At 74.3% G+C, this 24,380-nt stretch carries 19 protein-coding genes; 13 read left to right on the forward strand and 6 right to left on the reverse strand.

The genetic code is table 11. The features are described 5' to 3' along the window. The first annotated feature begins 151 nt into the window (after window positions 1-151). The 3 genes from GA0070618_RS19600 to GA0070618_RS19610 all read left to right on the forward strand — a co-directional run bounded on the left by GA0070618_RS19600 (window position 152) and on the right by GA0070618_RS19610 (window position 4,768). On the forward strand, window positions 152-2,056 hold the full coding sequence (locus tag GA0070618_RS19600) for an ABC transporter ATP-binding protein (protein WP_088982928.1): 1,905 nt from the start codon (window positions 152-154) through the stop codon (window positions 2,054-2,056). A gap of 139 nt (window positions 2,057-2,195) precedes the next feature. After that, window positions 2,196-3,923 carry an ABC transporter ATP-binding protein gene (locus tag GA0070618_RS19605; protein ID WP_088985678.1) on the forward strand — a complete coding sequence of 576 codons (1,728 nt, stop codon included), beginning with the start codon at window positions 2,196-2,198 and terminating at the stop codon, window positions 3,921-3,923. Between the two features lie 89 nt (window positions 3,924-4,012). Continuing rightward, a complete protein-coding gene (locus GA0070618_RS19610) occupies window positions 4,013-4,768 on the forward strand; it encodes a DUF2470 domain-containing protein (protein ID WP_088982929.1) in 756 nt (251 codons plus the stop codon). Between the two features lie 153 nt (window positions 4,769-4,921). On the opposite strand, the gene GA0070618_RS19615 is transcribed toward GA0070618_RS19610, so the two are convergent. Genes GA0070618_RS19615 through GA0070618_RS19625 form a run of 3 tightly spaced genes read right to left on the reverse strand, consistent with a single transcriptional unit; the run spans window position 4,922 to window position 7,044 of the window. After that, entirely contained in the window at window positions 4,922-5,536 is a 615-nt protein-coding gene (locus tag GA0070618_RS19615) for a TetR/AcrR family transcriptional regulator (RefSeq protein WP_088982930.1), read from the reverse strand. Between the two features lie 18 nt (window positions 5,537-5,554). Then, window positions 5,555-6,310, reverse strand: a complete 756-nt coding sequence (locus GA0070618_RS19620; protein ID WP_088982931.1) for an ABC transporter permease — start codon at window positions 6,308-6,310, stop codon at window positions 5,555-5,557. Further along, entirely contained in the window at window positions 6,307-7,044 is a 738-nt protein-coding gene (locus GA0070618_RS19625) for an ABC transporter ATP-binding protein (RefSeq protein WP_088982932.1), read from the reverse strand. Before GA0070618_RS19625 ends, GA0070618_RS19620 begins: the two co-directional genes overlap by 4 nt. 206 nt (window positions 7,045-7,250) lie before the next feature. Between GA0070618_RS19625 and hisI the strand changes: the two genes are divergently transcribed. From hisI to GA0070618_RS19640, 3 genes are read left to right on the forward strand one after another with little or no spacing between them, the layout of a single operon-like run. Further along, complete coding sequence (gene hisI, locus GA0070618_RS19630) at window positions 7,251-7,745, forward strand: phosphoribosyl-AMP cyclohydrolase (RefSeq protein ID WP_172900310.1); 495 nt, start codon at window positions 7,251-7,253, stop codon at window positions 7,743-7,745. Further along, window positions 7,742-9,295 (forward strand): anthranilate synthase component I, encoded by a 1,554-nt coding sequence (locus tag GA0070618_RS19635; RefSeq protein ID WP_088982934.1) that lies wholly within the window; start codon window positions 7,742-7,744, stop codon window positions 9,293-9,295. Before hisI ends, GA0070618_RS19635 begins: the two co-directional genes overlap by 4 nt. Then, window positions 9,292-9,897 carry a Trp biosynthesis-associated membrane protein gene (locus GA0070618_RS19640; protein ID WP_088982935.1) on the forward strand — a complete coding sequence of 202 codons (606 nt, stop codon included), beginning with the start codon at window positions 9,292-9,294 and terminating at the stop codon, window positions 9,895-9,897. The genes GA0070618_RS19635 and GA0070618_RS19640 overlap by 4 nt, the downstream gene beginning before the upstream one ends. Here GA0070618_RS19640 and GA0070618_RS19645 read toward each other — a convergent pair. Then, window positions 9,890-10,153, reverse strand: a complete 264-nt coding sequence (locus tag GA0070618_RS19645) for a hypothetical protein (RefSeq protein ID WP_088985679.1) — start codon at window positions 10,151-10,153, stop codon at window positions 9,890-9,892. The two genes, GA0070618_RS19640 and GA0070618_RS19645, sit on opposite strands and share 8 nt — an antisense overlap. Window positions 10,154-10,664: 511 nt before the next feature. On the opposite strand from GA0070618_RS19645, the gene trpC reads away from it, so the two are divergent. The 3 genes from trpC to trpA are packed head-to-tail and all read left to right on the forward strand — an operon-like array spanning window position 10,665 to window position 13,549. Further along, window positions 10,665-11,468: an indole-3-glycerol phosphate synthase TrpC gene (gene trpC, locus GA0070618_RS19650; protein ID WP_172900402.1), complete on the forward strand. Its 804-nt coding sequence runs from the start codon at window positions 10,665-10,667 to the stop codon at window positions 11,466-11,468. A gap of 46 nt (window positions 11,469-11,514) precedes the next feature. Further along, window positions 11,515-12,750 (forward strand): tryptophan synthase subunit beta, encoded by a 1,236-nt coding sequence (trpB, locus tag GA0070618_RS19655; protein ID WP_088982937.1) that lies wholly within the window; start codon window positions 11,515-11,517, stop codon window positions 12,748-12,750. 1 nt (window position 12,751) lies between these two features. Beyond that, window positions 12,752-13,549, forward strand: coding sequence for a tryptophan synthase subunit alpha (trpA, locus tag GA0070618_RS19660; RefSeq protein WP_088982938.1), 798 nt, complete (start codon window positions 12,752-12,754; stop codon window positions 13,547-13,549). 366 nt (window positions 13,550-13,915) lie between these two features. On the opposite strand, the gene GA0070618_RS19665 is transcribed toward trpA, so the two are convergent. Continuing rightward, window positions 13,916-14,536: an NUDIX hydrolase gene (locus GA0070618_RS19665; protein ID WP_088982939.1), complete on the reverse strand. Its 621-nt coding sequence runs from the start codon at window positions 14,534-14,536 to the stop codon at window positions 13,916-13,918. A gap of 102 nt (window positions 14,537-14,638) precedes the next feature. On the opposite strand from GA0070618_RS19665, the gene lgt reads away from it, so the two are divergent. Then, on the forward strand, window positions 14,639-15,784 hold the full coding sequence (gene lgt, locus GA0070618_RS19670; protein WP_088982940.1) for a prolipoprotein diacylglyceryl transferase: 1,146 nt from the start codon (window positions 14,639-14,641) through the stop codon (window positions 15,782-15,784). A 13-nt stretch (window positions 15,785-15,797) separates the two neighbouring features. Beyond that, window positions 15,798-16,991, forward strand: coding sequence for an FAD-dependent oxidoreductase (locus tag GA0070618_RS19675; protein WP_088982941.1), 1,194 nt, complete (start codon window positions 15,798-15,800; stop codon window positions 16,989-16,991). Window positions 16,992-17,058: 67 nt separating this feature from the next. Here GA0070618_RS19675 and GA0070618_RS19680 read toward each other — a convergent pair whose 3' ends face one another. Next, window positions 17,059-17,904, reverse strand: coding sequence for a GNAT family N-acetyltransferase (locus GA0070618_RS19680; RefSeq protein WP_088982942.1), 846 nt, complete (start codon window positions 17,902-17,904; stop codon window positions 17,059-17,061). A 145-nt stretch (window positions 17,905-18,049) separates the two neighbouring features. Between GA0070618_RS19680 and gltB the strand changes: the two genes are divergently transcribed. Both gltB and GA0070618_RS19690 read left to right on the forward strand, forming a co-directional pair. Beyond that, complete coding sequence (gene gltB, locus GA0070618_RS19685) at window positions 18,050-22,741, forward strand: glutamate synthase large subunit (RefSeq protein WP_088982943.1); 4,692 nt, start codon at window positions 18,050-18,052, stop codon at window positions 22,739-22,741. Then, window positions 22,734-24,209 carry a glutamate synthase subunit beta gene (locus tag GA0070618_RS19690; protein WP_088982944.1) on the forward strand — a complete coding sequence of 492 codons (1,476 nt, stop codon included), beginning with the start codon at window positions 22,734-22,736 and terminating at the stop codon, window positions 24,207-24,209. The genes gltB and GA0070618_RS19690 overlap by 8 nt, the downstream gene beginning before the upstream one ends. The last annotated feature ends 171 nt before the right edge of the window (window positions 24,210-24,380 follow it).

The following is a 24,380-nucleotide window of genomic DNA, read 5'->3' on the forward strand; positions in this document are numbered from 1 at the left end:
CGATGGTAGGCCGCGCCCCGCCGGTCGGCCCGTCGTGGCACGGCACGCCACTCCTGCCAGAGCGGACAAAACCGAACCCGGGTCGCCGCGCGGGACCCCGACCGGTAAGGATGAGGGAGATAATTGCGGCTTACGGCGGGGGAAGTAGAGCGTGTCGAGCAGGACGAGTACGGCCGTGCTCGCCCGGGGCCTTCGGGTCCTCGGGCGGGCCATTCGGGAACAACCACGGATCTTCGCGGTGGCGGTCGCCGGCAGCGTGCTGTTCGGCGCGATGGTGATCGGCAGCGCGTACGTGATCGGCGCGGTGGTGGGGGACGTGGTGGTGCCCTCGATCGCCCGTGGCTCGGTGGAGACCGGCGTGCTGGCGCTGGCCGCCGCCGGCCTCTTCGGGATCAGCCTGCTGCGGGTGGTCGGCATCTTCGGGCGTCGGCTCGGCGCCGGCTACATGCAGTACCGCCTTCAGGCGTCCTACCGCCGCCGGGTGACCCGGCGCTACCTGGACCTACCGCTGGCCTGGCACCAGCGGCACGCCACCGGCACCCTGCTCTCCAACGCCAACTCCGACGTGGAGGCCGCCTGGTACCCGATCGCGCCGCTGCCCTTCGCGGTCGGCACGCTGGTGATGGTGGCCGGGGCGATCGTCGCGCTCTTCGCCACCGACTGGGCGTTCGCCCTGGTCGGGTTGGCCGTCTTCCCCGCCCTGTTCACGCTCAACGTGGTCTACTCCCGGCGGATGGCCCCCCGCCAGGCCCGCGCCCAGCAGTTGCGGGCCGAGGTCAGCGGCATCGCCCACGAGAGCTTCGACGGCGCGCTGGTGGTCAAGACGATGGGCCGGGAGGCGCAGGAGACCCGCCGGTTCGCCAGCCGCGCGGCGGAACTGCGCGACGCGCTGATCGCCGTCGGCCGGCTGCGCGGCCTGTTCGACCCGCTGCTGGAGACCCTGCCCAGCATCGGCACCCTCGCCGTGCTGGTGGTCGGCGCGATCCGGCTGCGCCAGGACGCGATCACCGTCGCCGAACTGGTCAGCGTCGCGTTCCTGTTCACCGTGCTGGCCGTACCGGTGCGGGCGATCGGCTGGGTCCTCGCCGAGCTGCCACGCAGCGTCGCCGGCTGGGACCGGGTGCAGCAGGTGCTCCGCGCCACCGGCGAGATGGCCTACGGGGACGGGGTCCTCGACCCCGCCGACGGCAGGCCGGCCACGCTCGCCTTCGCCGACGTCTCCTTCCGGTACGAGCCGGCCGAGGCGCACCTGCCCGGCGCCGAGGTGCTCGGCGCGGTCACCTTCACCGTGCCCGCCGGGCGCACCGTCGCCCTGGTCGGTCCGACCGGGGCCGGCAAGTCCACCATCGTCTCCCTGGCGGCGCGTCTGGTCGACCCGGACACGGGGACCGTGGCCCTCGACGGGGTCGACCTGCGGGAGCTGACCAGCGCCTCACTGGCCGGCAACGTCGCGCTGGTCGCCCAGGTGCCGTTCGTCTTCGACGACACGGTACGCGGGAACATCGCCCTGGACCGGCCGGGCATCAGCGACGACGACGTCTGGGCGGCGCTGCGGCTGGCCGAGGCGGACGGGTTCGTCGCGGCCCTGCCCGACGGGCTGGACACCCGGGTCGGCGAGCGGGGCACCTCGCTCTCCGGCGGGCAGCGGCAGCGCCTCACGCTGGCCCGCGCGCTCGCTGGCCGCCCCCGGCTGCTGGTGCTCGACGACGCGACAAGCGCGGTCGACCCCCGGGTCGAGGCGGCCATCCTGGCCGGGCTGCGCTCCTCGGCGACCGACGGGACGGGCGCGGGCACGTCGATCCTGGTGGTGGCGTACCGGCGCGCCACCATCGCCCTGGCCGACGAGGTCATCTACGTCGAGCAGGGCCGGGTGGTGGCCCGGGGCACGCACGCCGAACTGCTCGCCACCGTGCCCGGCTACGTGGACCTGGTCACCGCCTACGAGCAGGCGGAGGCCGAACGCGAGCAGGCCCGTACGTACCAGGATCCGCCGGTGGTCCCGGTGACCACCGGCCTCGACGTGGAGATGGACGCGAACGAGAGGCTGACCCGGTGAGCGCGAGGAGTGAGCTTGCGAGCCCCGCAGTCGCGAACGAGAGGCTGACCCGGTGAGCGCGGTCGTGGTGGAGGAGAAGGTGGAGCCGGTGGGCGGGTCGGGGCAGCCGCCGGAGCGGACCGAGACGGCCTGGCGCACCATGCGCCGGGGCCTGGCGCTCTCCCCGGAACTGCGGGTTGGCCTGGCCGGCACGCTGGGGCTGGCGCTGGTCTTCATGGTCGGCCGGGTGGCCGTGCCGGTGGCGGTGCAGCAGGGCATCGACCGGGGTCTGGTCGGCGGGATCGACCTCGGCACGGTCGGCACGGTGGTCGTGCTGACCGCCGCGACGCTGGTGGTGACCACGGTCTGTGGCTACCTGATGATGCGCCGGCTGTTCACGGTCAGCGAGACGGCGTTGGCCAACGTCCGGACCCGGGCGTTCCGGCACGTGCACGACCTGTCGATGCTGCACCAGCAGTCCGAGCGGCGCGGTTCCCTGGTGTCCCGGGTGACCAGCGACGTCGACCAGATCACCCAGTTCCTCCAGTGGGGCGGGGTGATCCTCATGATCAACCTCGGTCAGCTCGTGGTCACCACCATCGTCATGTTCGTCTACTCCTGGCAGCTGACCCTGGTGGTCTTCGCCGCCTTCCTGCCGGCCGTGCTGGTGATCCGGGCCCTCCAGCGTCGTCTCGGCGCCGCGTACGGGGTGGTCCGGCAGCGCCTGGGCGCGCTGCTCGGCACGGTCGCGGAGAGCGTGGTCGGCGCGCCGGTCATCCGGGCGTACGGGATCGCCGGGCGGACGGCCCGACGGCTGGACGAGGCGATCGAGGGCCACCGGCTCGCCCAGCAGCGGGCCATCCGGTTCAGCATCCTGGGCAGTTCGGTCGGGGAACTGGCGGCCGGTGTCGCCCTGGCCGGCGTGGTCGTGGTCGGGGTGAGCCTCGGCGCGGACCGCACGCTGTCGGTCGGTCAGATCACCGCGTTCCTGTTCCTGGTGACCCTGTTCATCCAGCCCGTGCAGATCGCCACCGAGGTGCTGAACGAGGCGCAGAACGCGATCGCCGGCTGGCGGCGGGTGCTCGACGTGCTGGACCTGAGCCCGGACGTGGCCGACCCGGGGGAGCAGGGCCGCGAGTTGCCGCCGGGTCCGCTGGACGTCCGGTTCGCGCAGGTGGGCTTCGCGTACCCGGGTGGGCCGCCGGTGCTGCACGACATCGACCTGGAGATTCCGGCGAAGACCCGGGTGGCGGTGGTCGGCGAGACCGGCAGCGGCAAGACCACCTTCGCCAAGCTGCTCACCCGGCTGATGGATCCGACCACCGGCACCGTGCTGCTCTCCGGCGTGCCGCTGGAGCAGGTGCGGTTCGACTCGCTGCGCAGCCGGGTGGTCATGGTGCCGCAGGACGGCTTCCTCTTCGAGGCGACGGTGGGGGAGAACGTCCGCTTCGCCCGGCCGGAGCTGACCGACGAGCAGATCGTCGCGGCCTTCACCGAGCTGGGGCTCGTCGACTGGCTGGAGGGGCTGCCGTCCGGGCTGGACACCCCGGTCGGGGAGCGCGGCGAGGCGCTGAGCGTGGGGGAGCGGCAGTTGGTCGCGCTCGCCCGGGCGTACGTCGCGGACCCGGACCTGCTGGTGCTGGACGAGGCGACCAGCGCGGTCGACCCGGCCACCGAGGTGCGGCTCCAGCGGACCCTGGACGCGGTGACCCGGGGCCGGACCACGCTCGCCATCGCGCACCGGCTCTCCACCGCCCAGGCGGCCGACGAGGTGATCGTGGTGGACCGGGGACGGGTGGTGCAGCGTGGCCCGCACGACGAGCTGATCCGGGAGCCGGACTCGGTGTACGGGCTGCTCTACGCCTCCTGGCTGGAGCAGACCCGGTGACCGGGCGGGTGGCGGATCGGCTGGACGCGGGTGGTCGGGTGCTCTAACCTCCTGGGTTAGGTTAGCCTAACCTACAGAAAGGGGCGGTCATGCGACCGAGCAGCGCCGAGACGGTCCGGACCCTGGTCGCCGGCCGCCTTCCCGGGCTGGTGCACCTGGCGCACCGCCCGGGGCCGTACCAGGTCCGGCACGTCACCGACCCCGACGGGCGGGTGCTGATGCTCGTACCGGTGGTCAGCGACCTGGCCGCCGCGCTGCGCCCCGCCGGAGCGGCCCGGGACGCCGCCGCGGTGGTGCTCGACGTGCTGGACCTGCCCCCGGCGGCGGGTGCGCCGTCCCTGGGCCGGGCCTGGGTCTCCGGATGGGCGGCCCCGCTGGACGGGGCGACCGCCCGCGACGCCGCGGTCGACTTCGCCACCGTGGAGCCGACCGGTGACCTGCTCGACGTCGGCACCCGGTTCCGGCTGTACCGCTTCGAGGTGGCCGAGGCCCGCCTGGACGTCGCCGGAGAGGTGCGGCGCGTCCCGCGCGACGAGTACGCCGCCGCCGACCCGGACCCGCTGCACCCGGTCGAGGGGGAGCTCCTGGCCGACCTCGCCGAGCACCACGGCGACCAGATCGTCGCCTACCTGCGCCGGCAGCTCGGCCGGCTCGGCGACCGGGCCGGCGCGTCGCCCCGGATCGTCCGCGTCGACCGGTACGGCCTCGTGGTGTCCCTGGGCGGGCCCGGCGCGCGGCAGCGGGCCCGGTTGTCGTTCCCGCGACCGGTCGCCGACCACGCCGACCTGGCCCGGCTGCTGCACCCGGTGCTCTGCCGGCACAGGGCAGCGACCCGACCGGCCTGACCCCGCCCCTGCCCCTCGCCCTACCCCCGCCCTGCCTCCGGCCTGACCCCCGCCGTGGGCCGCGGCCCGGGTGGTAGCAGGGGTCCCCTGTTACCGCTTTCTGCCGAGCAGGGGTCCCCTGCAAACACCTGGGCCGGGAGGGGGCCGACCGGGTCAGTCGGGCAGGGGGAAGACCTCGTCCAGCGGCCCGGTCAGGTAGCGCTGCACGCCGGGGCCCACCGCGGCGACCAGGGTTTCCGGCGGCGCGGAGGCCAGTGGTTCCAGCCGGACGACGTACCGCATCAGCACCAGCCCGCTCATCTGGGCGGCGACCAGCGCGCCCCGCAGCGGCCGTTCGGCCGGGTCGGCGTCGAGGTGCTGGAGAACCCGGCGCAACACCTGGGTGACCAGGAACTCCCGCAGCAGCCGGGCGGTCCACTCGGTGGTCACCGCCGAGCGCAGCAGCGCCACCCCGGCCATCCCGGCCGGTGAGTCCCAGACCGCCAGGAAGGCCCGGACCAGTCGTTCGCCGATCCCCTGCCGATCGCCGTCGAGCACCTCGGGCAGCAGCCGTCCCGGGTCGATCGGGGCGTTCATCGCGGCCAGGAAGAGCTTGTCCTTGCTGCCGAAGTAGTGGTGGACCAGGGCCGGGTCCACCCCGGCCGCGCCGGCGATCGCCCGAATCGACGCCGCGTCGAACCCGCGCGCGGCGAACGCCGTCCGGGCCGCGTCGAGGATCGCCTCCCGGGTGTCCGGGTTGCCCGGTCGTCGTCCGGTCCGTCCGCTCATCGCCGCCTCTCGCCGCCGTCAACCGCTGCGTCGGCGCAGCGTGGCCGCGGCGAGCACCAGGGCCAGCAGCGCCGACGCGGCCACCACCGCCAGGTCCCGCCACATCGTCGCGGTGGGCTCGGCGTGCGCGCCGACCTCCCGCAACGCCTCGACCGCGTACGACAGGGGCAGCGCATCGCTGACCGCCCGGAGCCAGCCGGCCATCTGCTCCCGTGGGACGAAGAGCCCGCAGAGCAGGAGTTGGGGAGCCACCACGACCGGCATGAACTGTACGGCCTGGAACTCGGTGCGGGCGAAGGCGCTGCACAGCAGCCCCAGCGCCATGCCGAGCAGGGCGGTGACCACCGCGATGACGACGACCAGCCCGCCACTGCCGGCGGTGTCCAGGTCGAGCAGCCCGTACGCCACCGCGCCACTGACCACCGCCTGCACCGTGGCGGCCAGCCCGAACGCCAGGGCGTACCCGAGGAGCAGGTCGAGCTTGCCCAGCGGGGTGGTGAGCAGCCGTTCCAGGGTGCCGGTGGTGCGTTCACGCAGCATCGCGATGCTGGTCACCAGGAACATCACCATGAAGGGGAAGAACCCGAGCATGACCAGGGCGACCCGGTCGAAGGTGGACGGTTGCCCCGGCGGGGTGGGCTGTTCGGCGTACATGAAGTGGACCAGCGCGAGCAGCGCGCCGGGGACCACGACCAGCAGGGCGATCGTGCGGGGATCGTGGCGGAGCTGGCGCAGCACCCGCCCGGCGGTGGCCGCCACGATGCGGCGGTTCACGACTCCTCCCGTCCGGCGTGACCTGCCTCGGTCGCCCGGATCAGGCGCAGGAACGCCTCGTCCAGGTCCGGCACGCCGGCCGCCGCACGCACCCCGTCGGGGGTGTCGTCGGCGAGCAACCTGCCCTGCCGGATCAGCAGCAGCCGGTCGCAGCGGGCGGCCTCGTCCATCACGTGGCTGGAGACCAGCAGGGTGGTGCCGGTGGCGGCCATCTCGTGGAACCGGGCCCAGAGGTCGGCCCGGAGCACCGGGTCCTGCCCGACGGTGGGCTCGTCGAGCACGACCAGCTCCGGTCGGCCGACCAGGACGCAGGCCAGGGAGACCCGGCTGCGTTGCCCACCGGAGAGGGACCCGACCAGTTGGCCGGCGGCCTCGGCGAGCCCGACCTCGGCCGTCGCGCGGTCGGCGTCGACCCGGTCGCGCCCGTGCACCGCGGCGAAGTACCGCACGTTCTCCCGGACCGTCAGGTCGGCGTAGACGCTCGGCGCCTGGGTGAGGTAGCCGACCCGCTGGCGCAGGGCCGGTGTCCCGGCCGGGCGGCCGAGCACGGTCACCGTCCCCGAGCTGACCGTCTGCACCCCGACCACCGCACGCATCAGGGTGGTCTTGCCGCTGCCGCTCGGGCCGAGCAGCCCGGTCACCGAGCCGCGTGGCACGGCGCAGCTCACGCCGTCCAGCACCCGGCGTCCGCCCCGGTCGACCACGAGGCCGTCCAGGGTGATCGCACTCTCCATGCCACCCTCCCGAGAATTCATCAACCGTTGAACTCAACGCTAGATGAGTTGTCCGCCGGGCACAATGCTCCCGTCCCCGCGCGCCGTCCGTCGACCGTTTCCGATCAGCCGCCGTACGGTCGTCGGGACGCCCCACCGGCCGGCGGCGTGCCCCGAACCGGGACGGGGCTGGGACGTCCACGCCGCGTGCGGGACAATCGGTGACTGTGCCTGTACCTGACGCGCCGGTGACCGGCGTACCCGCCAGCCCGAACCGCCCGGCTCCCACCGAGCCGGTCCGTCCGTCCCGGCTCGACCCGGACATCGCGGCCCGACTGCGCCGTGGCGCCGACGGCCTGGTCGCCGCCGTGGTCCGCCAGCACGACTCCGGCGAGGTGCTGATGGTCGCCTGGATGGACGACGAGGCGCTGCACCGCACCCTGACCACCGGGCGGGCCACCTACTGGTCGCGCAGTCGCCAGGAGTACTGGGTCAAGGGCGCCACCTCCGGCCACCACCAGTACGTCCGCTCGGTCGCCCTGGACTGCGACGGTGACGCGCTGCTGGTCACCGTCGACCAGGTCGGCCCGGCCTGCCACACCGGCCGGCGCAGCTGCTTCTCCGAGGACCTGCCGGTCGTGGCCGGCCGCCCCGGGGAGCCGCCCCTCGGCGGCCCCACCGGCGACCTGCCGACCACCGACCCCGGGGCGGGTGCGGCATGACCGACGGCGTGGTGAGCCCCGACCTGGCCGCCTTCACCGCACTGGCGGCCCGCTGGCGGGTCGTCCCGGTCACCCGGCGGCTGCTGGCCGACGGCGAGACCCCGGTCGGGGTCTACCGCAAGCTCGCCGGCGGCCCGGGCACCTTCCTGCTCGAATCCGCGGAGCAGGGTGTCGGGTCGGCCGGTCTGGCCTGGTCCCGGTACAGCTTCATCGGCGTCCGCAGCAGCGCCACCCTGGTCGAGCGGAACGGCGAGGCCACCTGGCTCGGGCAGCCCCCCGCCGGCCTGCCCACCGGGGGCGACCCGGCCCGGGCGCTGCGCGACACGGTGGCCGCGCTGGCCGGGCCGGCGTTCGACCCGACCAGCGGCATGCCCCCGCTGACCGGCGGCATGGTCGGCTACCTCGGGTACGACCTGATCCGCCGGATCGAGCGGCTGCCCAGCCTCACCGAGGACGACCTCGGGGTGCCCGAACTGGGCATGATGCTCGCCACCGACCTGGTGGTCCTCGACCACTACGAGGGCTCGGCGATCCTCATCGCCAACGCGGTCCTGCCCCCCGCGGACGAGCCCGACCGCGCCGCCGAGGTGACCGCCGCCTACCACCACGCGATCGGCCGCCTGGACGCGATGACCTCGGCGCTCTCCCGGCCGAACGCGCCGATGATCTCCACGGTCGCCCGTCCGCCGGTCGGCACGGTGACCTGCCGGACGGCCGAGGGGAACTACCCGAAGGCGGTGGAGGCGGCCAAGGAGGCGATCCGGGCCGGGGAGTGCTTCCAGATCGTGCTGGCGCAACGCTTCGAACGGCGCACCGACGCCGACCCGCTGGACGTCTACCGGGTTTTGCGCACCACCAACCCCAGCCCGTACATGTACCTGCTCCGCTTCGACGACTTCGACATCGTCGGCTCCTCGCCGGAGGCGCACCTGAAGGTCACCGGCGCCGACGACGGCCAGCGTCGCGCGCTGCTGCACCCGATCGCCGGCACCCGGCCCCGGGGCGTCGACCCGGAACACGACGCCCGGCTCGCCACCGAACTGCTGGCCGACCCGAAGGAACGGGCCGAGCACGTCATGCTGGTCGACCTGGGCCGCAACGACCTGGGCCGGGTGTGCCGGCCGGGCACGGTCGAGGTGCCCGAGTTCGCCACCATCGAGCGGTACAGCCACGTGATGCACATCGTCTCGACCGTGGTCGGCACCCTCCGGGAGGACGCCACCGCGTTCGACGCGCTCGCCGCGACCTTCCCCGCCGGCACCCTCTCCGGCGCGCCGAAGGTCCGGGCGATGGAGATCATCGAGGGGTTGGAGCCGGTCCGCCGGGGCCTCTACGGCGGTACGGTCGGTTACTTCGGCTTCGGTGGCGACCTGGACATGGCCATCGCGATCCGTACCGCGCTGCTCCGGGACGGCTGGGCGTACGTGCAGGCCGGCGCGGGAGTGGTGGCCGATTCTGATCCCGCCGCCGAGGATCGGGAGACCCGGGCGAAGGCCGCCGCGGTGCTCGCCGCCATCGCCGCCGCCGAGACCCTCCGGCCAGCCCGATGAGCGGTACGACCGACCCGTCGGCCGGTGGCGGGAACTCGACGCGGGCCGGGCGGCGCGAACTGACGTACGCGGTGCTGCTCTGCCTGGCCGGCGCGGGCCTGGCGGTCTGGGCGGCGACCCGGACCTGGGCGGTCGAGGTGACCCCTCGGCCGGTGCCGCTGCCGGCGCTGCGGGAGGAGCGGTCCGGGGCCGCCCTGCTGCCCTGGCTGCCCGCGCTGGCGGTGGTCGCGCTGGCCGGCGCGGGAGCCGTGCTCGCCACCCGGCGCGGGCTGCGCCGCGCGGTCGGGCTGGTGATCCTGGTGCTCGGCGCGGCCGTGGCGGTGGGTGGCGGGTACGCCCTGACCGCCGCGTTCGCCGGGGAGGTCAGCCGGCAGTGGCCGGCGCTCTGTCTGCTCGGCGGCGTGCTCGCGGCGGTCGGTGGGGGGTGGACGGCCCTGCGCGGGGCCACCTGGCCGGCGATGGGCGCCCGCTACGAGCGCCCGTCCCGTGGCGGCGGCACCACCTCCGGTGGGCCGGAGGCCACCGGCGCGGCGGCGTCGACGCGGGGCACCACCGACGCGTGGGACGCGCTGGACCGGGGCGAGGACCCGACGGTCAGCTGACCGGCTGCCGCTGGTCGGCGCGGGCGGCGGCCCGGGTGGCCGCGAGTTCCTCGACGAGGCGGTGCAGTTCGGCGCGACGGTCGGCGCGGGCCCGGTCCGCGCAGACCGCCTCCCAGGCGTTGCCACGGGCGGTCCGCATCCGCTCCTCGCCGACGACCGCCCGCTCCAGGGTGTGCACCACGCCGACGGCGAGCGAGGCGACCGTCCGGGAGAGCGTGGTGAGTCCGATGGTCGATGCCGGCTGGCCAGTACTCATGATCACTCCGCAACGGGTCCGTTGGGTCGGTGGGGCGAAACCCGCCTTCCGAGTCTGCCCGACGTTGATGCTGTCGGCTTCACGTTTCGACGTGATGACCGCCGCATCAACACTCGATGGGGACGAACGCCGTGCTCAGGGCCGTTCGTCCTTGACCTACGTCACAGCGGACGGCAGGGACCGGACCGCCCTTGCGGGCGCGCGACGCCTCGCGCGGACAACGGCCGGCGGTGGTGTCATGATGATGAGGATGATCGATGACCCGGTGGCGGCGGGCGGTGGGGACGATCGCGGTGGTCGACCCGACCGGTTGCGCTGTGTGATTTTCCGCTCACCGGAAGTCGGTCATTATGCCCCAGCCCATCTCGTGAGGCGCGCCATACCCCCCCACCTGGGGTTCAGCGCCGCCACCTAGCATCGGCCCATGACACCCGGAGAGGGGAGTCCGTTGGTGACTGCTGAGCATGCGCACGCGGAGGGGGACGAGGCCGGTCCGGCGGCGCCCGCCAGCGTGCTCGACGAGATCCTGGCCGGCGTACGCGAGGACGTCGCCCGGCGGCAGGAGCAGATTCCGCTGGAGCGGATCCGCGAACTCGCCGCCGCCGCCCCACCAGCCCTGGACGCGTACGCGGCCCTGCGGCGGCCGGGCGTCGCGGTGATCGCCGAGGTGAAACGTTCGTCGCCGTCGCGCGGACAGCTCGCCGAGATCGCCGACCCCGCCGAACTGGCCGGCGAGTACGCCGCCGGCGGCGCCCGGGCGATCAGCGTGCTGACCGAGGGGCGGTGGTTCGGCGGGTCGCTGGACGACCTGGCCGCTGTCCGGGCCGCGGTGAACGTCCCGGTGCTGCGCAAGGACTTCGTGGTCTCCAGCTACCAGGTGCACGAGGCGCGGGCGCACGGGGCCGACCTGGTGCTGCTGATCGTCGCGGCACTGGAGCAGAACGCCCTGGTCGGGCTCCTGGAGCGGATCGAGTCGCTCGGGATGACCGCCCTGGTCGAGGTGCACGACGAGGAGGAGGCCGACCGGGCCCTGGAGGCCGGCGCCCAGGTGATCGGCGTCAACGCCCGTGACCTGCGTACCCTGGAGGTCGACCGGTCGGTGTTCGAGCGGATCGCGCCGGGCCTGCCCAGCAACGTCGTGAAGATCGCCGAGTCCGGCGTGCGCGGCCCGCACGACCTCATCCGGTACGCCTCGGCCGGGGCGGACGCCGTCCTGGTCGGCGAGGGCCTGGTCACCCAGAAGAGCCCCCGCGAGGCGGTGTCGGAGCTGGTCAACGCCGGCAACCACCCGGCCACCCCGCGTCCGGCGCGCTGAGGCGCACCGGCCCCGCCCGCTCCCGTCAGCACCGAGAGGACCACCGATGAGCGCCAACGCGCGGGCCGGCTCGGCCGGCCTGCTCCCCGACCCGGCCGGCCACTTCGGCCGGTACGGTGGCCGGTTCGTCCCCGAGGCGCTCGTCGCCGCGCTGGACGAGCTGGACGTGGCGTACCGGCACGCGATGACCGACGAGACGTTCCTCGCCGAGTTCGACGCGTTGCTGCGGGACTACGCCGGCACGCCGTCCCGGCTCTACCGGGCGAACCGGTTCTCCGCCAAGGTCGGCGCACGGGTGCTGCTCAAGCGGGAGGACCTCAACCACACCGGGGCGCACAAGGTGCGCAACGTGCTCGGTCAGGCGCTGCTCACCAAGCGGATGGGCAAGACCCGGGTGATCGCCGAGACGGGGGCCGGGCAGCACGGGGTGGCCACCGCCACCGCCGCCGCCCTGTTCGACCTGGAGTGCGTCGTCTACATGGGCGAGGTCGACACCGAGCGGCAGGCGTTGAACGTGGCCCGGATGCGGATGCTCGGCGCCACCGTCGTCCCGGTCACCAACGGCTCGCGCACCCTCAAGGACGCGATGAACGAGGCGATGCGGGACTGGGTCGCCCACGTCGACGACACGCACTACCTGATCGGCACCGCCGCCGGACCGCATCCGTTCCCGGCGATGGTCCGGGACTTCGTCAGGGGCATCGGCGAGGAGGCCCGGCAGCAGTGCCTGGACCTCACCGGCGCGCTGCCGGACGCGGTCGCCGCCTGCGTCGGCGGCGGCTCCAACGCCCTCGGCATCTTCCACGCCTTCGTCGGTGACTCCGACGTCCGCCTCTACGGCTTCGAGGCCGGCGGCCACGGCGTCGAGACCGGCCGGCACGCCGCCAGCATCACCGGCGGTTCCTCCGGCGTGCTGCACGGCACCCGCACCTACGTCCTCCAGGACGAGGACGGGCAGACCATCGAGTCGCACTCGATCTCCGCCGGACTGGACTACCCGGGCGTCGGACCGGAGCACGCCTGGCTGCACGACAGCGGCCGGGCGACGTACGAGCCGGTCACCGACGACGAGGCGATGGCCGCGTTCGAGCTGCTCTGCCGTACCGAGGGGATCATCCCGGCGATCGAGAGCGCGCACGCCCTGGCCGGCGCGATGAAGATCGCCCCCCGTCTCGCCGACGAGCTGGGCCGGGAGCCGGTCATCGTGGTCAACCTCTCCGGTCGGGGCGACAAGGACGTCCACACCGCCGGCGGGTACTTCGGCATCCTCGACAAGGAGTGACATGAGCCGGATCGGGGTCGCCTTCGACAAGGCCCGCGCCGAAGGCCGGGCGCTGCTGGTCGGCTGCATGCCGGCCGGCTTCCCCACGGTCGAGGGGAGCATCGCCGCGATGACCGCCATGGTCGAGGCGGGCGTCGACGTCATCGAGGTGGAGATCCCGTACTCCGACCCGGTGATGGACGGGCCGGTGATCCAGAAGGCCAGCGACATCGCCCTCGCCGGTGGCGTACGCACCCGGGACACGCTGCGCATCGTCGAGGCGGTCGCGGTCACCGGCGCGCCGGTGGTGACGATGACCTACTGGAACCCGATCGAGCAGTACGGCGTCGACGCCTTCGCCCGGGACCTCGCCGCCGCCGGCGGCACCGGCCTGGTCACGCCCGACCTGATCCCGGACGAGGCCGACGAGTGGCTCGCCGCCTCGGACGCGCACGGCCTGGACCGCACGTTCCTGGTCTCGCCGTCCTCCACCGACGCGCGGTTGGCCATGACCGTCGCCCACTGCCGGGGCTTCGTCTACGCCACCGCCGTCATGGGCGTCACCGGCGCGCGGGCCCAGACCTCCGACGCCGCGCCGACCCTGGTCTCCCGGGTCCGCGCGGTCACCGACCTGCCGGTCGGGGTGGGGCTCGGGGTGGGGACCGGCGCGCAGGCCGGCACGGTCGGCGGGTACGCCGACGGCGTGATCGTGGGCAGCGCGCTGATCCGGTGCCTGCTCGACGCCCCCGACGAGGCCACCGGCCTGACCGCGCTGCGTGCCCTCTCCGCCGAACTGGCCGACGGCGTCCGTAACCGCTGACCGGCCACCACCGGCCCACCAGTCCACGCCGGCTTGCCGGCCCACCGGCTCGGCCGCGCCCACGCGTGCCGTCCGCCGGGCGGAGGTGTCTGCCCGGGGACGCTTTGGAGCTGCCCCGTCCGCGCGCCCACCGTCCGCGTCGCGCGCCCACCGTCCGCGTCGCGCGCCCACCGTCCGCGTCGCGGGGTCGGCCGCGCTGCCCCGTCTGTGCGGGCAGCTCTAAAGCGTGCGTCCGGGGATACCTGCACCCCCGTCGGCCTGCTGGAGCGTGACGTCGCCAACCGGGACAGCGGGTCCCGAAAACCGGACATCGCGCGGGGGTCGCGGGGAGCGTGAAGTGGTCCGGGGCGCCCTCAGGGCCAGAACTCAGGCGGCGTCCGCCGGGTCCACGGTGTCACCGGTCGCCGGGGTAGCCCCAGCCCGCCGGGTCGGCCCGGCTCCGCAGGCGGCCGCTGCCGGATCCCCGGGACGGGCGGCCGGCAGCCCGGGGTGGGCCGTAGACAGTCCTGGGTGAGCGGCGGGCAGCCCGGCCCCGGCGCGCGGTCGTACCTCGCGGAGCACGCCGGAACGGCCGGCCGTCGCGTCGGCCACGGCCCACCGGGTGACCGGGGTGACCGGCTCGGGCAGCCGGCCGGGATCGTGCCAGGACAACCGGCAGCCCCCGCCCGGCACCCCGTCCGGGGCGGTGCCCGTGACCCGGGCCCGGAGCACGTGCACCAGGACGTCCGGCCGTGGACCGGCCCGCCCGGCCCGTGGCGCGTCGGGCGCCGCCGGCAGGTGGTAGATCCCGACCAGGTCCACGACCTCGACGGTCAGGCCGGTCTCGGCGTGCACGTCACGTACCACCGCCTGGCCCGGGGTCTCGTCCGGCCGGGACCGGCCGCCCGGCAGCGCCCACCGTGCCGCCCGCCGGCCCTGCCGGCAGAGCAGCACCCGCCCGGCGTCGTCGGTGACCACCGCGGCGACCGCCCAGGTGAGCGACCTCATGGACAAACAGCCTACGGCCACCCAAACCAGAAGTCACCCGGTGGCGATGGGCACCGGACCGGGATGTCACCGACACGGGTCACAGCGGTAGCGTGTGCACCCGTGACTCTCGCCTCGCTGACACCCCAGGCGGCCCTGCCCAGCCCCAGCACCGCCGTCTGGCAGCTCGGTCCGGTCCCGATCCGGGCGTACGCGCTGTGCATCGTCGCCGGAATCGTGGTGGCCTGCCTGGTCACCGAGTACCGGCTGCGTCGCCGGGGGGTGGCTCCGGGCGCGGTGTTGGACATCGCGGTCTGGGCCGTGCCGGCCGGCATCATCGGCGCGCGGATCTACCACGTGATCACCTCCCCCGACAAGTACTTCGGCACCGGCGGCAACCCGGTGGCCGCCCTCTACATCTGGGAGGGTGGCCTCGGCATCTGGGGCGCCGTCGCCGGTGGCGCGGTCGGCGCGTGGCTCGCCGCCCGGCAGCTCGGCATCCCGTTCGCCGTGGTGGCCGACGCCCTCGCCCCCGGACTGCCGCTGGCGCAGGCGGTGGGCCGGCTCGGCAACTGGTTCAACAACGAGCTCTACGGCGGCCGGACCACCCTGCCCTGGGGGCTGGAGATCCACCGGATGGACCCGGACAACCCCGGCCAGGCGCTCCGCGACGAGGCCGGCCAGCCGATCGTCGAACCGGGCCTCTACCACCCGACCTTCGCCTACGAGGCGCTCTGGAACATCGGTGTCGCCCTGCTGGTCCTCGCCGTCGACCGGCGGTTCCGGCTGGGTCGGGGCCGGGCCTTCGCGCTCTACGTGATGGGCTACACCGTCGGCCGGTTCTGGATCGAGCTGATGCGGACCGACGAGGCCACCGAGATCCTCGGCGTCCGGCTCAACGTCTGGACCTCGGCCCTGGTCTTCCTCGGCGCCCTGGTCTACTTCCTGCGCGTCCGGGGGCCCCGCGAGTACGTGGTGCCGATCCCGGCCGACGCGCCGGTGCCGGCCACCGGCGGCGGGAACATCTCCCAGCGCGACCTGTCCCGTACCGAGACCAGCCCCGACCTGGCCGCCCCACGCGGCTACCGGGTGGTCGACGAGGAGCAGTTCCGGGCGTACCGGGAGACCGGCACGATGCCCGACGGACCCGCCGGGGAGGACGGCCCCGCGCGGGAGTCGGACGGCCCGGAGCCGGACGCCGCTCGCGACGGTGTCGGCAGCTCCCGGGACGTCGACAGCGGGCCGCGTTCCACCGACCGCGACGGCTGAGGCGACCATGGCAGTGCGGAGCGCCGTGGTGGTGGGCGCGGGCATCGGCGGCCTGGCGGTCGCCGGTGCGCTGGCCCGCTCGGGCTGGCAGGTCACCCTCCTGGAGCAGGCCGACCGGGTGCGCCCCGAGCCGACCGCCGTGGTGCTCTGGCCCAACGGTGTCCGGGCGCTGCGTGCCCTCGGCCTCGGCGCCGGTCTCGACGCCGTCGCCACCCCGCTGCCCGACGGCGGTATCCGCCGGCCGGACGGGCATTGGCTGGTGCAACCCCGCCCCGCCCCACCGGAGCGGACGCCGGTCGTGGTGCACCAGGAGGATCTGCACGACGCCCTCGTCGCCGGTCTCGACCGGGTGGACCTGCGGACCGGGGTGACCGTCCGCACGGTGCGGACCGGCGGGAACGGACGCCCCTCGGTCGGCGACGGTCACCACCAGTACGAGGCGGACCTGATCGTGGCCGCCGACGGCGTGGAGAGCGTGATCCGTCGTCAGCTCGCCCCCGAGGCCGGCGTGGTGGCCTCCGGCAGCGCCACCTGGCGGGCGGTGGTCCCCTGGTACCGCGCGCCCCGGATCCCGGCCGACCAGCCGCTGGGCGGGGAGATCCTCGGTGCGGGCTACCGGTTCGTCTCCGCGTCCCTGGGGGAGCGGGGCTCCGCCGGGGGGACCGCCCGGGGCGGCGTGTACTGGATGGCCACCGCGGCGGGCGCGCCCCGACCGGAGTCGGCGGAGACGCAACTGGCCCTGCTCCGTCGCTGGTTCGCCGGCTGGCCCGCGCCGGTCGAGGCGCTGCTCGCCGCCGCCGAGCCCGCCGACCTGGTGCAGCAGGAGGTCCGCGAACTGCGTCCGCTGCCCCGCCAGTACGCCTTCCGTTCGGGGCCCGGCGGGGTGGTGCTGCTCGGCGACGCCGCGCACGCCATGCCGCCGCACCTCGGGCAGGGCGCCTGTCTGGCCTTCGAGGACGCAGCGACGCTCCAGTCCCTGCTCCGGGAGACCCGGCTGCCCGACGCCGTGACCGGGTACGACCGCACGCGCCGACCCCGGGTGGCCGGCGTGGTCCGGCAGACCCGCCGGATGTCGGCGGTGCTCCAGACCCGGGGGCGGCTCGCCCTGCGCGCGCGGGACGCCGCGCTCGGCCCGATCACCACCCGCCTGCTGGGCCGCGCCGCCTCGTCGGCCGCCCAGTGGCGTCCGCCCTCCTCGTCGGCCTGACGGGCCCGGGAGGGCGGCACCGGCCCACCCCGGGGGCGTCGTCGGCCGGCTCGTCGCGGGAGTTGCCTCAGGGCAGCACGGCGGCGGGCTCGGCGATGCAGGCGGTGCCGATCCGGCGGAAGCCGACCCGGACGTAGACCCGGGCGATCTCCTCGCTGCCGGCGGAGAGGAAGACCAGGTCGGTGCCGGCCTGACGCAGCGCGTGGGCGAGGGTGGCGGTCACCGCCGCGCCGAGGCCCCGGCCCCGGGCCACCGGCAGGGTGGCCACTCCGGCGATCTCGGCCACGTCGTCGACGCGCATCGCCATCCCGCAGGCCAGTGCCCCCTCGGCGGGCGTGCCGGCGAGGGCCGAGATGCGCCGGCCGTCCGCGGTCCGGGACGCCTCCTCCTCGACCGCGGCGAGATCCAGTTCGTTGATCGCGGCGTCCCGCTCGGCCGGGCCGGCGTCACCACGGGCGGTGCCGGGCGCGCTGAAGCCGACCGCGGCCACCGCCCGACGGGCGGCCACCTGGGCGGCGAAGTCCGGTGCCGCCGGGTCCAGCAGCCAGACCGGTACGTCGGTGAGCCCGGCCGGGTCCGGGCACGCCGCCGGGTCGAGGACCAGCAGCGGGGCCTCCAGCACGGCCAGTCCCGCCGAACGGGCCACCGCCAGCAGGTCCGGCGTCGTCTCGTGGACCCACTCGAAGGCCTCCGGCAACCCCAGTTCGCGCTGCCGCGCCCGGACGTTGTCGATGTCGGCGACCGACGGCGGTCGGGAGGCGTCGCGTCGGGGGCGTGCGTAAAACGGCCATCCGGCACCCTCCCGGACGAAAAGCACCAGCCCGCCGAACTCCTCGGCACGGGCTGCGTCGCGGGGTACCGCGTCGTAGAAGCGTTCCAACCGGTCGAACAACTCAGCGGGTACGTGATCCACCGCGCGAGACTACACGTCCCAGATGCTGGAAGTGTGATCAATCCTTACTGGTCTTGCGTGTCGAGCCCTAACGTAGACTCAATAGACCCTGAAGGGCCGACGTCGTCCCGACCTGATCCACACCTGAGCGACGACAGGAGGCCCGGTGGCCTTTCCGTACCCTCCCCACCCGCAGTCCGCCCCGCCCACCGGCCCGCGCCCGAGCGCCGGGGCGGCGCCCGCCCAGGGCCTCTACGACCCGGCGAACGAGCACGACGCCTGCGGTGTGGCCTTCGTGGCGGACCTGTACGGACGACGCTCCCACGAGGTCGTCGCGAACGGCCTCGGCGCGCTGTGCCGGCTCGACCACCGGGGCGCCCGGGGCGCGGAACCCAACACCGGCGACGGCGCGGGCATCATGATCCAGGTGCCGGACGCGTTCCTCCGTGCCGTGGTGGACTTCCCCCTCCCGCCCGCCGGGCAGTACGCCACCGGTCTGGTCTTCCTCCCCGACGACGACGCCGACGAGGCCCGCGCCCGCCGGGTGCTGGAGAAGTACGCCCTGGTCGAGGGGGCCGAGGTGCTCGGCTGGCGGGACGTGCCGGTCGACCCGAGCGACCTCGGCGAGACCGCCCTGGCCGCGATGCCCCGGGTCCGCCAGCTCTTCCTCGCCGCGAACCGCCTCACCGACTCCCCGGACGGCCCGGCCGGCACCCCGCTGACCGGCCTCGACCTGGACCGGGTGGCGTTCTGCGTCCGCAAGCAGACCGAACGGGAGACCGCCGAGCGGGGCGTGCCGGCGTACTTCCCGTCGCTGTCCGGACGCACCATGGTCTACAAGGGGATGCTCACCCCCGACCAGCTCCCGGCGTACTTCCCGGACCTGCGGGACGCCCGGGTGGTCAGCGCCATCGCCCTGGTGCACTCCCGGTTCTCCACGAACACCTTCCCGTCCTGGCCGCTGGCGCACCCGTACCGCTTCATCGCCCACAACGGCGAGATCAACACGATCCGGGGCAACCGGAACTGGATGCAGGCCCGCGAGGCGCTGCTGCGGACGCCGAACCTGCCGGGCAACATCCGCCGGCTGTTCCCGATCTGCACCCCGGCCGCCTCCGACTCGGCCAACTTCGACGAGGTCCTCGAACTGCTGCACCTGGCCGGGCGGAGCCTGCCGCACGCGGTGCTGATGATGATCCCCGAGGCGTGGGAGAACGACCCGGACATGCGCGCCGACGAGCGCGCCTTCTACCGGTTCCACGCCAGCCTGATGGAGCCCTGGGACGGCCCGGCGTCGGTGGCCTTCACCGACGGGTCGGTCGTCGGCGCGGTGCTCGACCGCAACGGCCTGCGGCCGGGGCGCTGGTGGCGTACCGCCGACGGTCTCGTGGTGCTGGGCAGCGAGGCGGGCGTGCTCGACCTCGACCCGGCCCGGGTGGTCGCTAAGGGGCGGCTCCAGCCGGGCCGGATGTTCCTGGTCGACACCGTCGCCGGCCGGATCGTGCACGACGACGAGATCAAGACCGAGCTGGCTGCCGCCCAGCCGTACGGCGACTGGCTGCACGCCGGGCTGATCGAGCTGGACGAGCTGCCCGCCCGGGAGCACACCGTCTACACCCACGACTCGGTGCGCCGCCGGCAGCAGACCTTCGGCTACACCGAGGAGGAGCTGAAGATCCTCCTCGCGCCGATGGCCCGCTCCGGCGCGGAGCCGATCGGCTCGATGGGCACCGACACCCCGATCTCCCCGCTCTCCACCCGGCCGCGCCTGCTCTACGACTACTTCCACCAGCTCTTCGCGCAGGTCACCAACCCGCCCCTGGACGCCATCCGGGAGGAACTGGTCACCAGCCTCCAGACCACCATCGGCCCGGAGGGCAACCTGCTCGACCCGGGGCCGGCGAGCTGCCGGCAGGTCGTCCTGCCGTACCCGGTGATCGACAACGACGAGCTGGCCAAGCTCCTCTCCATCGACGAGGACGGCGACCTGCCCGGCTTCAAGGCGGTCCGGGTCTCCGGGCTCTACCGCATCCGCGAAGGCGGGGCGGGCATCAAGGCCCGGCTGACCGAGATCTGCCGGCACGTCTCCGAGGCGATCGAGGACGGCGTCCGCATCCTGGTCCTCTCCGACCGGGACTCCAACGCCGACCTGGCCCCGATCCCGTCGCTGCTGCTCACCGCCGCCGTGCACCAGCACCTGGTGCGGGAGCAGACCCGCACCCAGGTGGCGCTGGTGGTGGAGTCCGGCGACTGCCGGGAGGTCCACCACGCGGCCGTGCTGATCGGGTACGGCGCGGCGGCGGTCAACCCGTACCTCGCCTTCGAGTCCGTCGAGGACATGATCACCACCGGGGCGCTGCCCGGCGTGGCACCCGCCACGGCGGTGCGCAACTACGTCAAGGCGCTCGGCAAGGGCGTCCTGAAGATCATGTCGAAGATGGGCATCTCCACCGTCTCGTCGTACTGCGGCGCGCAGGTCTTCGAGGCCGTCGGGCTGGACACCCAGCTCGTCCAGCGGTATTTCCGGGGCACCCCGAGCACGATCAGCGGCATCGGGCTGGACGGCATCCACACCGAGGTCGCCGCCCGGCACGCCCTGGCCTGGCCCGCCCCGGGCACCCCCGCCTCACCCCGGCTGGAGGTCGGCGGCGAGTACCAGTGGCGGCGCGAGGGTGAGCTGCACCTGTTCAACCCGGAGACGGTCTTCCTGCTCCAGCACGCCACCCGCAGCCGGCAGTACGACATCTTCCGCGAGTACACCGGCAAGGTCGACGCGCTCGCCGCGCACTCCGGCTCGCTGCGTGGCCTGTTCACCCTGCGCAGCGGCGTCCAGCCGCCGGTGCCGATCGAGGAGGTCGAGCCGGCCAGCGAGATTGTCAAGCGTTTCGCCACCGGCGCGATGTCGTACGGGTCGATCTCGGCGGAGGCGCACGAGACCCTCGCGGTGGCGATGAACCGCCTCGGCGGCAAGTCCAACACCGGTGAGGGCGGCGAGGACCCCGACCGCCTCCACGACCCGGAACGCCGTTCGGCGGTCAAGCAGATCGCCAGCGGACGGTTCGGCGTGACGAGCGAATACCTGGTCAACGCCGACGACCTCCAGATCAAGATGGCGCAGGGCGCGAAGCCCGGCGAGGGCGGCCAGCTCCCCGGCAACAAGGTGTGGCCGTGGATCGCCCGGACCCGGCACGCCACCCCCGGCGTCGGCCTGATCTCCCCGCCGCCGCACCACGACATCTACTCGATCGAGGACCTCGCCCAGCTCGTGCACGACCTGAAGTGCGTCAACCCGGCCGCCCGGGTGCACGTCAAGCTGGTCAGCGAGGTCGGTGTCGGCACCGTCGCGGCGGGCGTCGCCAAGCTCAAGGCCGACGTCATCCTGATCTCCGGCCACGACGGCGGCACCGGCGCGTCCCCGCTGAACTCGCTCAAGCACGCCGGCACCCCGTGGGAGCTGGGCCTGGCCGAGGCACAGCAGACGCTGCTGCTCAACAAGCTCCGCGACCGGGTCACCGTGCAGGTCGACGGGCAGCTCAAGACCGGCCGGGACGTGCTGGTCGCGGCGCTGCTCGGCGCGGAGGAGTTCGGTTTCGCCACCGCGCCGCTGATCGTTGCCGGCTGCGTGATGATGCGCGTCTGTCACCTGGACACCTGTCCGGTGGGCATCGCCACCCAGAACCCGGTGCTGCGTGAGCGCTTCACCGGCCGCCCCGAGTTCGTGGAGAACTTCTTCCTCTTCCTCGCCGAGGAGGTCCGGGGCTACCTGGCCGAGCTGGGCCTGCGCAGCATCGACGAGGCGATCGGCCGCACCGAACTGCTCGACGTCGCCCCGGCGGTCGAGCACTGGAAGGCCAAGGGGCTCGACCTGGCCCGCGTCCTGCACCTGCCGGAGCTGCCCGAGGGCGCGGCGCGGCGCGGTGTCCGGGCCCAGGACCACGGCCTGGACCTGGCCCTGGACAACGAGCTGATCCGGCTGGCCGGGCCGGCGCTGCGCGACGGCACCCCGGTCCGGGTCGAGGTGGCGGTGCGCAACGAGCACCGCAGCGTCGGCGCGATGCTCGGCGGTGAGGTGACCCGTCGCTTCGGCGGGGCCGGGCTGCCCGACGACACGATCGAGTTCGTGCTGCGCGGCACGGCCGGCCAGTCGTTCGGCGCGTTCCTGCCGTCCGGGGTGACCCTGCGGCTGTACGGCGACGCCAACGACTACGTCGGCAAGGGCCTCTCCGGCGGGCGGGTCGTCGTCACCCCGGACCAGGCCGCCCCGTTCGTCACCGCCCAGGCCGGGCCCGGCGCACGTGCCGAGGACCAGATCATCGCCGGCAACACCATCCTGTACGGCGCCACCGCCGGCGAGGTCTTCCTGCGCGGCCGGGTGGGGGAGCGGTTCGCGGTCCGCAACTCCGGCGCGACGGCGGTCGTCGAGGGCGTCGGCGACCACGGCTGCGAGTACATGACCGGCGGTACGGTGGTCGTCCTCGGACCGACCGGTCGTAACTTCGCCGCCGGCATGTCCGGTGGCCTCGCCTTCGTGCACGAGCTGGACCGCCGTCGGGTCAACACCGAGCTGGTGGACCTCGCGCCACTGCGCGACGAGGAGCGTGAGCTGCTGCACGACCTGGTCCGCCGGCACGTGGCCGAGACCGGCTCGACGGTCGCCGAGGAGCTGCTCAAGCGCTGGCCGGAGGCGGTGGAGGAGTTCACCGCGGTGGTCCCCCGGGACTACCGGCGGGTGCTGGACATCATGCGGGCCGCCGAAGCCGCCGGCCGCGACGTCGACGATGCGGTGATGACCGCGCTGTCCGCGCCGGCCGTGCCGGTGGCCCGGACGGTGGCGGCCCAGGAGGTGGCTCGTGCCTGACCCGAACGGTTTCCTGCGCTACCCGAGGCGGATGCCGAACCGCCGCCCGGTGCCGGTGCGGATCAGCGACTGGCGGGAGGTCTACCCGCCGGCCGAGGAGGGCCTCGTCCGGGAGCAGGCCACCCGCTGCATGGACTGCGGCATCCCGTTCTGCCACGACGGCTGCCCGCTGGGCAACCGGATCCCGGACTGGAACGACCTGGTCCGCACCGGGAACTGGGCGGCGGCGGTGGAGTCGCTGCACGCCACCAACAACTTCCCCGAGTTCACCGGCCGGCTCTGCCCGGCGCCCTGCGAGGCGGCCTGCGTGCTCGGCATCGCCGACGATCCGGTGACCATCAAGCAGGTCGAGGTGGAGATCGCCAACGCCGCCTTCGACCAGGGGCTGGTCACCCCGGCGGCGCCGGTCGCGCCGACCGGCCGCCGGGTCGCCGTGGTCGGCTCCGGCCCCGCCGGCCTGGCCGCCGCCCAGCAGCTGGTCCGCGCCGGTCACGCGGTCACCGTGTACGAACGCGACGACGCGGTCGGCGGTCTGCTCCGGTACGGCATCCCCGACTTCAAGCTGGAGAAGGAGCACGTCGACCGGCGGCTGGCCCAGCTCACCGCCGAGGGGGTCCAGTTCCGCACCGGCGTGAACGTGGGCGTGGACGTCACCGCCGAGCAGCTCCGCGCCGAGTACGACGCGGTGCTGCTGGCCTGCGGCGCGCTCGCCGGCCGGGACACCCCGCAGACCCCCGGACGCGACCTGCGCGGTGTCCACCAGGCGATGGAGCACCTGGTCGCGGCGAACCGGGTGGTCGCCGGCCGGGACACGGCGACCCCGGTCGACGCCGCCGGCAAGCACGTGGTGATCATCGGTGGCGGTGACACTGCCGCGGACTGCCTCGGCGTGGCGCACCGGCAGGGCGCGCTCGGCGTACACCAGCTCGACCTGTACCCGGAGCCGCCGCGCAGCCGGGACGACGCGCGCGACCCGTGGCCGACCTGGCCGTGGCTGCTGCGTGACTACCCGGCGCACGAGGAGGGCGGCCAGCGGGTCTTCGCCGTCGCCGTGCAGGAGTTCGTCGACGACGGCACCGGTCAGGTCCGGGCGGTCCGGATCGCCGAGGTGACCGTGGAGAAGCGCGACGGCCAGCGGATCGTCACGCCGGTGCCCGGTTCGGAGCGGGAACTCCCGGCCGACCTGGTGCTGCTGGCCATCGGCTTCGAGGGCACCGAGGAACAGCCGCTGCTCGCCCAGTTCGGGGTGGAACGCAACGCCCGGGGCGCGGTCGACGCCCGCCCCGACTGGCAGACCGGGGTGGACGGGGTCTTCGTCGCCGGTGACATGCACCGGGGCGCCTCCCTGATCGTCTGGGCGATCGCCGAGGGCCGGGCCGCCGCCGCCGCGATCCACAGCTACCTCGGCGGCGCGGGTAACCTCCCCGCGCCGGTGACCTCCTCCACCCGGCCGCTCGCCGCACGCTGACCTGCTACGGGTACGGCCGGCCGCACCATCCGGTGCCGCCGGCCGTTTCCGTCTGCGTGGGCGTGTCGCGGGGCGGGGGACGTGCCGCACCGGACACTGTGGAGCTGCCCCGTCGGCGCGTCCAGCCGGAGGTACCGGTCGTCGGATCCGACGCTTGCCGGTCCGCGCGAC

It is taken from the genome of Micromonospora echinospora, assembly GCF_900091495.1.
GTDB lineage: Bacteria > Actinomycetota > Actinomycetes > Mycobacteriales > Micromonosporaceae > Micromonospora > Micromonospora echinospora.

What these genes read in the sequence shown, in the direction of transcription:
- GA0070618_RS19605 (WP_088985678.1), top strand. Translation starts at nt 2,196, where the DNA reads ATGCGCCGGGGCCTGGCGCTCTCCCCGGAACTGCGGGTTGGCCTGGCC.
- GA0070618_RS19610 (WP_088982929.1), top strand. Translation starts at nt 4,013, where the DNA reads ATGCGACCGAGCAGCGCCGAGACGGTCCGGACCCTGGTCGCCGGCCGC.
- GA0070618_RS19615 (WP_088982930.1), bottom strand. Translation starts at nt 5,536, where the DNA reads ATGAGCGGACGGACCGGACGACGACCGGGCAACCCGGACACCCGGGAG.
- GA0070618_RS19625 (WP_088982932.1), bottom strand. Translation starts at nt 7,044, where the DNA reads ATGGAGAGTGCGATCACCCTGGACGGCCTCGTGGTCGACCGGGGCGGA.
- GA0070618_RS19635 (WP_088982934.1), top strand. Translation starts at nt 7,742, where the DNA reads ATGACCGACGGCGTGGTGAGCCCCGACCTGGCCGCCTTCACCGCACTG.
- GA0070618_RS19640 (WP_088982935.1), top strand. Translation starts at nt 9,292, where the DNA reads ATGAGCGGTACGACCGACCCGTCGGCCGGTGGCGGGAACTCGACGCGG.
- GA0070618_RS19645 (WP_088985679.1), bottom strand. Translation starts at nt 10,153, where the DNA reads ATGAGTACTGGCCAGCCGGCATCGACCATCGGACTCACCACGCTCTCC.
- trpB (WP_088982937.1), top strand. Translation starts at nt 11,515, where the DNA reads ATGAGCGCCAACGCGCGGGCCGGCTCGGCCGGCCTGCTCCCCGACCCG.
- trpA (WP_088982938.1), top strand. Translation starts at nt 12,752, where the DNA reads ATGAGCCGGATCGGGGTCGCCTTCGACAAGGCCCGCGCCGAAGGCCGG.
- GA0070618_RS19665 (WP_088982939.1), bottom strand. Translation starts at nt 14,536, where the DNA reads ATGAGGTCGCTCACCTGGGCGGTCGCCGCGGTGGTCACCGACGACGCC.